Genomic DNA, 8,840 nt, shown 5'->3' with positions numbered 1-8,840 from the left:
CGGTGACCAGATGGCCGTTCACGTGCCGCTGTCGCTGGAAGCGCAGCTTGAAGCCCGCGTGCTGATGATGTCGACCAACAACATCCTGCACCCGGCTTCCGGCGCGCCGATCATCGTGCCGTCGCAGGACATGGTTCTGGGTCTCTACTATCTCTCGATCGTCAACCAGAACGAGCCGGGCGAGGGGATGGTGTTTGCCGACATGGGCGAACTCCAGCATGCGCTCGAGACCAAGGCGGTGACGCTGCACTCCAAGATCCGCGGTCGTTTCCGCTCGGTCGATGCCGATGGCAAGGTCGTGTCGAAGATCTACGACACCACTCCTGGCCGCATGATTATCGGCGAGCTTCTGCCGAAGAACGTCAATGTGCCATACGAGACCGCCAACCAGGAGATGACCAAGAAGAACATCTCCAAGATGATCGATACCGTCTACCGCCACTGCGGTCAGAAGGAGACGGTCATTTTCTGCGATCGCATCATGGCGCTCGGCTTCAGCCATGCCTGCCGTGCCGGCATTTCGTTCGGCAAGGACGACATGCTGATCCCGGATGCCAAGATCAAGCTGGTCTCCGACACCGAGGCTTTGGCCAAGGAATACGAGCAGCAGTACAATGACGGCCTGATCACGCAGGGCGAGAAGTACAACAAGGTCGTCGACGCCTGGGCCAAGTGCTCGGAAAAAGTCGCCGACGAAATGATGGCCCGCATCAAGGCGGTCGAGTTCGAGGACAACGGCCGTCAGAAGCCGATGAACTCGATCTACATGATGTCGCACTCCGGTGCGCGTGGCTCGCCCACCCAGATGCGCCAGCTCGCTGGCATGCGCGGCCTGATGGCCAAGCCCTCGGGTGAAATCATCGAGACGCCGATCATCTCGAACTTCAAGGAAGGCCTGACCGTGCTCGAGTACTTCAACTCGACCCACGGCGCCCGCAAGGGTCTGGCCGACACCGCCTTGAAGACGGCGAACTCGGGTTACCTCACCCGTCGTCTGGTCGACGTGGCGCAGGACTGCATCGTCAACTCCGTCGACTGCGGCACCGACAAGGGCCTCACCATGCAGCCGATCGTCGATGCCGGCCAGGTCGTCGCTTCCGTTGGCCAGCGCGTGCTGGGCCGTACGTCGCTCGACGACATCAACCATCCGGTGTCGGGCGAGGTTCTGGTCAAGGCCGGAACGCTGATGGACGAGCGCGACGTGGAAAAGATCGAAAAGGCCGGTGTCCAGTCGGTCCGCATCCGCTCGGCACTGACCTGCGAGGTCAGGGTTGGCGTGTGCGCGGTCTGCTACGGACGCGATCTTGCCCGCGGCACCCCGGTCAACCAGGGCGAAGCCGTCGGCGTCATCGCGGCGCAGTCGATCGGCGAGCCGGGCACCCAGCTCACCATGCGTACCTTCCACATGGGCGGTACGGCGCAGGTGGTGGACTCCTCGTTCCTTGAAGCCTCCTACGAGGGCAAGGTCGAGATCCGCAACCGCAACGTGGTGCGCAACTCGGACGGCCAGCAGATGGTCATGGGCCGCAACATGGCGGTGCTGATCCTCGACGAAACCGGCAAGGAGCGCGCCACGCACCGTCTCACCTATGGTTCGCGTATCTTCGTGGACGATGGCGACAAGGTGAAGCGCGGCCAGCGTATCGCCGAGTGGGATCCCTATACCCGCCCGGTCCTCACCGAAATCGAGGGCAGGGTGTCGTACGAGGATCTGGTCGACGGCATTTCCGTTCAGGAAACGGCAGACGAGTCGACCGGCATCACCAAGCGTGAGGTCATCGACTGGCGCTCGACGCCACGCGGCAACGACCTCAAGCCGGCGATTGCCATCCAGGACGCCAAGGGCAAGGTCGGCAAGCTGTCGAAGGGCGGCGACGCCCGCTTCCTGCTCTCGGTCGAGGCCATTCTTTCGGTCGAGCCGGGTGCCCAGGTTCGCCCCGGCGACGTGCTGGCGCGTATCCCGATGGAGAGCGCCAAGACCAAGGACATCACCGGCGGTCTGCCGCGTGTTGCCGAACTGTTCGAGGCACGCCGTCCGAAGGATCACGCCATCATCGCCGAGATCGATGGCACGATCCGCTTCGGCCGCGACTACAAGAACAAGCGTCGCATCATCATCGAGCCGCATGACTCGACGCTTGAGCCGGTCGAATACCTGATCCCGAAGGGCAAGCCGTTCCATCTCCAGGACGGCGACGTCATCGAGAAGGGCGACTACATCCTCGACGGCAATCCTGCGCCGCACGACATCCTGGCGATCAAGGGCGTGGAGGCACTTGCTTCCTACCTCGTCAACGAGATCCAGGAAGTCTACCGTCTGCAGGGCGTGTCGATCAACGACAAGCACATCGAGGTGATCGTTCGCCAGATGCTGCAGAAGGTCGAGATCACCACGCAGGGCGACTCGACCTACATTCCGGGCGACCACGTCGACGTGATCGAGCTGGAAGAGGTCAACGAGCGTCTGATCGAGGACGGCAAGAAGCCGGCCGAAGGCCAGCCGGTGCTGCTCGGCATCACCAAGGCATCGCTGCAGACGCCGTCCTTCATCTCGGCCGCCTCCTTCCAGGAGACGACCAGGGTGCTGACGGAAGCCGCGGTTGCCGGCAAGACCGACATGCTGCAGGGGCTGAAGGAAAACGTCATCGTCGGCCGGCTTATCCCGGCCGGTACCGGCGGCACGATGAGCCAGATCCGGCGCATCGCCACCTCGCGCGACGAACTGATCATCGACGAGCGCCGCAAGGCCTCCGGTGTGGAAGTCGCCGAGCCGATGCTGGCCGACATGACAACCGCCGCGCAGTAAGCGCGGCGGCCAGACAAAAAAATCGAGCGGTTCATTGTTTCGGTGAACCGCTCAAGGAATCTCAGGCAACAGGGCCGTCGGGGCAACCCGGCGGCTTTTTTGTATACTGAACCAACTGTCGGTATTCATGGCAGATGGACCAAGGAGCCCGCAATTGGAAGAAGCTGCCCTTTGGGAGTTGATAAACGATGGCCGGGATCGCATGGGCTTTGCTCAGAAAAGGCTCTGGGACGCGATCACGATCCGGAAAGATGGACGCACACCTCAGCGAATGGCGCCGAACACTGCTTCTGGGTTGTTGCTTTGATCGGGCAGAGCGTCGTTTCTTACAACGATGTCGAACACGGCTTTGACCGCTCGACCTTCATCCGCTTTGGCGAACTCACTGAGCTGGGCTGGGGGCAGGCCGGTCTCGACGTGGTGGTCCAGGATATTCTGAACGAACTTGAATTCGGACACCCGACAGCGCCACGGGTTTCCTCTCCGCAACCCGGAGAGTGTCCCGATTCCAATAGCAAGTAGCCCGCTGACCAGGCGATCTTGCCGAAAATCGCCGGTGCTCAGTCGAAAAACGCTTCCACCACATTGCGCTTGCCGAGCATGAAGGCATCGGCGACATGCTGGAGCGGCGCCAGATCGACGTCGGAGCTGCCGGCGTGGACAATCTCGGCAAACCGCTTGTAGAGCATCGGGTATTCCGCTTCCGGTTCGTCATGGACGACGCGGCCGTCGATGGCGAGCTTCGAGCCGCCGCCTGAGAGCACCATCGCGCCCTTGTCGGTGTCGGCAACGATGTCCCAGCTTTGCGGGCCTGTCTGGAGCCAGTCGAGATCCATCGTCACCGGCAATCCATTCGAAGTGCGGAAGGTGACCTGTGCCGCGACCGGCGCGGCGCGGTTTTCGGGAAAATCGAGCACGGCAGAGGTGATGAACATCGGCGGCAGGATGTGGGTCACGATCGATAGCGCATTGATGCCGGGATCGAAGACGCCGAAGCCGCCGGGAGCCCAGATCCATTCCTGGTTGGGATGCCAGCGACGCACGTCCTCCTTCCAGTTGATGGCGGCGGACTTGATCTTGGCCGAACTCAGGAAGGCGCGCGCGGCCTCGACCGCCGGCGCATAACGCGAATGCCAGCTGGCAAACAGCGAGACGCCGTTCTTCAACGCCAATGCCTTGAGGTTCTCGACCTCGCTGACAGTGGCGCCGGGTGGCTTCTCCAGGAAGACGTGTTTCTTGGCTTCCAGTGCCGTGCGCGCCGCGTCGTAGCGAAACTGCGGCGGCATGCAGAGCGATACCGCCTCGAGCTCCGGCACCGCGTCGAGCATGGCTTCGATGTCAGGAAAATTCGGAATGCCGTCGACCTTGCCGTGCCGGCTGGCGGCGGCGATGAGGCGATAGTCCTGGTCCTTCGCCAGGGCCGGCAGGTGCTGGTCGCGGACGATCTTGCCGACACCGACGATGCCTATCTTGATGGGCTGGGACACGGCCGCTCCGTCTGTTGAATGATGGTGGTGGCTTCTTATCAGAACACTTGCCCCCGACAAGCCGAAGCCAGCGAGCCGACGCCGAAAAGTCAGCCCCAGCTTTCCTCGAACGGCAAGATCAGTTTTCCACCCGCCAGGAAGGCCTCGATCGCCGGCTCGAAAGGCGAGGGGTCGAGGCTGTTCGCAGCCAGCCATCCGTCGGAATAATAGGTGTTGGCATAGCGATCGCCGGAATCGCAGATCAGCGTCACCAGCGAACCCGCCCTTCCTTCCTCGATCATGCGCGCGGCCTGAAAGCACATGGCGATGAAGTTGGTGCCGGTCGAGCCGCCGACACGACGGCCGAGCCGTCGCGACAACACCCGCATCGCCGCCAGCGACACCGCGTCCGGCACCCGCAGCATATGATCGATGACGCCAGGCACGAAGGACGGCTCCATGCGCGGCCGGCCGATCCCCTCGATCCGCGACGGCTGTTCGCAGCGGCAATTGCGATCTTGCGTAGCAAAACCGTCGAAGAAGGCCGAGCGCTCGACGTCGGCAACCGACAGCCGCGTCGCATGCTGCTTGTAGCGCAGGAAGCGCCCGATCGTGGCGGTGGTGCCGCCGGTGCCGGCGCTCATCACGATCCAGGCCGGAACCGGATGCCGCTCCTCGCGCATCTGCCCGAAGATCGATTCGGCGATGTTGTTGTTGCCGCGCCAGTCGGTGGCGCGCTCGGCGTGGGTGAACTGGTCCATGAAATGGCCGCCCAGTTTCGCCGCGAGTTCGGCCGACTCGGCGTAGATGCGCCTGCCGTCGTCGATGAAATGGCAGTTGCCGCCATAGTGCTCGATCGCGGCGATCTTTTCGCGCGAGGTCGAGCGCGGCATCACCGCATAGAACGGCACCCCGATCATACGGGCAAAGTACGCTTCCGATACCGCGGTCGAACCCGACGACGCTTCGATCACCGGCGCGCCTTCGCGGATCAGGCCATTGCACAGCGCATATAGAAACAGCGAGCGCGCCAGCCGGTGCTTCAGGCTGCCGGTCGGATGGGTGGATTCATCCTTGAGATAGAGATCGATGCCGGCCAGTGCCGGTAGATCGAGCTTCCACAGATGCGTGTCGGCCGAGCGGCGCTGATCGGCCTCGATCGCCGCGACGGCCTGGTCGGCCCAGGTCCGGGATGCAGGTCCAACCGCTTTTGCTCCGGCCATCGTCAGCGCACCCGATTCAGATCGGCACGTCGAAAGTAACGATCGACACTTCGCCTTCGAGCGCGCCCTGGAAGGCGGAAAGATGAGGCTCATCGTCGGGTGCGCCGTCCATGTCGCCGATCTGGTCGAGTTCGGCCTCGGCGTAACCTTCCGCCGCAAGCGATTCGAGCGCCCGGCGCACCGCCGAATCGTCGTCGGGGGCGACCAGCATCACGTGCACGCCTTCCGGCTTGCCGCCCTTTTTCTTCCACACCCGGCCGGTGATGATGGTGACCGGGCGCTCTTCATTGTCGTTCACGGGCCGATTCCTCTTGGCAGATTGCGGGCGGGCGAGGGGATTTTCACTGCTCATGCGGCCTTTTCGCATGAAGCAGGGCCGTGCAACAGCGCAAAGCCGGTCACTTTCTTCCTCGCCCTTGCAAAATTGCGAAACAAAATTACATGCGTTTTTCGCATGGCTGCCGAGCCTTGGTTGGCGCGCAATATTTGGCGCTCCGGGCTTGACGGTTCGCGGTCTTACGAGTAGAAGCCGCCCAGTCAGAACCGATGTGAGGCTCTCCCTTCCGAAGCGACACGCTTTGGAGTTTGCCTCAAACAGGGTTCGTTTTACGAGCGAAAAGACATTTCCGGCGTGCACGAAGCGGGTCCGCTTCCTCTGCCATTTGTTCGGGCAAAGACCGCGAGGCGCGGTTTGTGGCCCGAATTTGCGTATGGAAATGACGCTTTGAGCGGCCCTGACCGGGCGAGACACGGAATTGAGAGACAAGAGGGTTTAATGCCTACCGTCAACCAGCTGATCCGCAAGCCGCGCATTGCGCCGGTGAAGCGCAACAAGGTCCCGGCCATGCAGCAGAACCCGCAGAAGCGGGGCGTCTGCACGCGCGTCTATACAACGACGCCGAAGAAGCCGAACTCGGCGCTGCGCAAGGTGGCCAAGATCCGCCTGACCAATGGTTTTGAAGTGATCGGGTACATCCCCGGCGAAGGTCACAACCTTCAGGAACACTCCGTGGTGATGATCCGCGGCGGCCGCGTCAAGGATCTTCCGGGCGTTCGCTACCACATCATCCGCGGCGTGCTCGACACGCAGGGTGTGAAGAACCGCAAGCAGCGCCGTTCGAAGTACGGCGCCAAGCGTCCGAAGTGACCGAAGCGTAGCGAAGGTCATCCCGGGCAAGCATCCGGGATCAAGGCCACCACGCATAATTGAGGCAGAGAAAAAATGTCGCGTCGTCACAGTGCAGAAAAGCGTGAGATCAATCCGGACCCGAAGTTCGGCGATCTGATCGTCACCAAGTTCATGAACGCCGTCATGTATGACGGCAAGAAGTCGGTTGCCGAGACCATCGTCTACGGCGCGCTCGACCAGGTTCAGTCGAAGACCAAGCAGGAGCCGGTCACCGTCTTCCATCAGGCGCTCGACAATGTCGCGCCGCATGTGGAAGTGCGTTCGCGTCGTGTCGGCGGCGCCACCTACCAGGTTCCGGTCGACGTGCGCCCCGAGCGCCGCCAGGCTCTGGCCATTCGTTGGCTGATCGCCGCGGCCCGCAACCGCAACGAGACCACCATGGTCGACCGCCTCTCCGGCGAGCTGATGGACGCGGCCAACAACCGCGGCACCGCCGTCAAGAAGCGTGAAGACACCCACAAGATGGCTGAAGCCAACCGCGCTTTCGCGCACTACCGCTGGTAAAGCGCGTACGAGACTGAGAGGCAGCTACGATGGCCCGCGAATACAAAATCGAAGACTACCGCAATTTCGGTATCATGGCGCATATTGACGCCGGCAAGACGACGACCACCGAGCGCGTCCTCTATTACACGGGCAAGTCGCACAAGATCGGCGAAGTCCACGACGGCGCTGCCACCATGGATTGGATGGAGCAGGAGCAGGAGCGCGGCATCACCATCACGTCCGCCGCGACCACGACCTTCTGGAAGGGTCGCAGCGGCAAGATGTACCGCTTCAACATCATCGACACCCCCGGACACGTCGACTTCACCATTGAAGTCGAGCGTTCGCTGCGCGTGCTCGACGGCGCCATTGCGCTGCTCGACGCCAACGCCGGTGTCGAACCGCAGACGGAAACCGTCTGGCGCCAGGCCGACAAGTATCGCGTTCCGCGCATGATCTTCTGCAACAAGATGGACAAGATCGGCGCCGACTTCTACCGCTCGGTCGAGATGATCGGTTCGCGCCTCGGTGCGCATGCCGTCGTCATGCAGCTGCCGATCGGTGCCGAGACCGAGTTCAAGGGCGTTGTCGACCTCGTCGAGATGAACGCGCTTGTCTGGCGCGATGAGACGCTGGGCGCTGCCTGGGACGTCGTCGAGATCCCGGCCGACCTCAAGGCTCGTGCCGAGGAATACCGCGAGAAGATGATCGAAGCCGCCGTCGAAATGGACGAGACGGCACTCGAGAACTACCTCGAAGGCAAGATGCCGTCGAATGACGAGATCCGCGCGCTGATCCGCAAGGGCACCATCGCGGTGAAGTTCTACCCGATGTTCTGCGGCTCGGCCTTCAAGAACAAGGGTGTGCAGCCGCTGCTTGACGCCGTCGTCGAATATCTGCCGTCGCCGGCCGATGTTCCGGCCATCAAGGGCGTCGATGCCAAGACCGACGCCGAGATCGAGCGTCACGCCGACGACAACGAGCCGCTGTCGATGCTCGCCTTCAAGATCATGAACGACCCGTTCGTCGGTTCGCTCACCTTTGCCCGCATCTATTCGGGCAAGCTCACCAAGGGCATCTCGGTCGACAACACCGTGAAGGGTAAGAAGGAACGCATCGGTCGCATGCTGCAGATGCATGCCAACTCGCGCGCCGACGTCGAAGAGGCTTTCGCCGGCGACATCGTCGCTCTGGCTGGCCTCAAGGACACCACCACCGGCGATACGCTGAGCGATCCGCTGCATCCGGTCATCCTCGAGCGCATGGAATTCCCCGATCCGGTCATCCAGATCGCGATCGAGCCGAAGACCAAGAACGACCAGGAAAAGATGGGCCTCGCCCTTCACCGCCTGGCCGCCGAGGATCCGTCCTTCCGCGTCAAGACCGACGAGGAAAGYGGCCAGACGATCATTTCCGGCATGGGCGAGCTTCACCTCGACATCATCGTCGACCGCATGCGTCGCGAGTTCAAAGTCGAGGCCAATGTCGGTGCGCCGCAGGTGGCCTATCGCGAGACGATCACCCGCAGGCACGAGCAGGACTACACGCACAAGAAGCAGACCGGCGGTACCGGTCAGTTCGCCCGCGTCAAGATCGTCTTCGAGCCGAATCCGGACAGCAGCGAATTCGAGTTCGAAACCAAGATCGTCGGCGGTGCGGTTCCCAAGGAA

Annotated in this window: 8 protein-coding genes; 4 read left to right on the top strand and 4 right to left on the bottom strand. The window is 62.3% G+C overall.

The features are described 5' to 3' along the window. Window positions 1-2,806 (top strand): DNA-directed RNA polymerase subunit beta' (locus tag ACXJ7R_RS17985; RefSeq protein ID WP_457153012.1); only part of this gene is annotated, 2,806 nt, incomplete at its 5' end. A 264-nt stretch (window positions 2,807-3,070) separates the two neighbouring features. Here the strand turns inward: ACXJ7R_RS17985 and ACXJ7R_RS17980 are convergent. The 4 genes from ACXJ7R_RS17980 to ACXJ7R_RS17965 all read right to left on the bottom strand — a co-directional run bounded on the left by ACXJ7R_RS17980 (window position 3,071) and on the right by ACXJ7R_RS17965 (window position 5,793). Next, complete coding sequence (locus ACXJ7R_RS17980; protein WP_457153011.1) at window positions 3,071-3,265, bottom strand: hypothetical protein; 195 nt, start codon at window positions 3,263-3,265, stop codon at window positions 3,071-3,073. Window positions 3,266-3,366: 101 nt separating this feature from the next. Beyond that, entirely contained in the window at window positions 3,367-4,293 is a 927-nt protein-coding gene (locus ACXJ7R_RS17975; protein WP_457153010.1) for a Gfo/Idh/MocA family protein, read from the bottom strand. A gap of 89 nt (window positions 4,294-4,382) precedes the next feature. After that, the gene (locus ACXJ7R_RS17970; protein WP_457153009.1) at window positions 4,383-5,495 is read right to left on the bottom strand and encodes a PLP-dependent cysteine synthase family protein; all 1,113 of its coding nucleotides are present in this window, start codon (window positions 5,493-5,495) and stop codon (window positions 4,383-4,385) included. A 16-nt stretch (window positions 5,496-5,511) separates the two neighbouring features. After that, window positions 5,512-5,793 carry a transcriptional regulator gene (locus ACXJ7R_RS17965; RefSeq protein WP_095089673.1) on the bottom strand — a complete coding sequence of 94 codons (282 nt, stop codon included), beginning with the start codon at window positions 5,791-5,793 and terminating at the stop codon, window positions 5,512-5,514. A 477-nt stretch (window positions 5,794-6,270) separates the two neighbouring features. On the opposite strand from ACXJ7R_RS17965, the gene rpsL reads away from it, so the two are divergent. From rpsL to fusA, 3 genes are all read left to right on the top strand, one after another. Beyond that, the gene (gene rpsL, locus ACXJ7R_RS17960; RefSeq protein ID WP_006333356.1) at window positions 6,271-6,642 is read left to right on the top strand and encodes a 30S ribosomal protein S12; all 372 of its coding nucleotides are present in this window, start codon (window positions 6,271-6,273) and stop codon (window positions 6,640-6,642) included. Between the two features lie 75 nt (window positions 6,643-6,717). After that, window positions 6,718-7,188 carry a 30S ribosomal protein S7 gene (gene rpsG / locus ACXJ7R_RS17955; protein ID WP_008875664.1) on the top strand — a complete coding sequence of 157 codons (471 nt, stop codon included), beginning with the start codon at window positions 6,718-6,720 and terminating at the stop codon, window positions 7,186-7,188. A gap of 29 nt (window positions 7,189-7,217) precedes the next feature. Continuing rightward, the coding region (fusA, locus tag ACXJ7R_RS17950; protein ID WP_457153008.1) for an elongation factor G at window positions 7,218-8,840 on the top strand (1,623 nt) is incomplete at its 3' end.

The sequence above is a fragment of the Mesorhizobium sp. P5_C1 genome, from assembly GCF_054049815.1.
The sequence above is the reverse complement of the archived record's forward strand: the minus strand, read 5'-3'. Positions and strand labels throughout refer to the sequence as shown.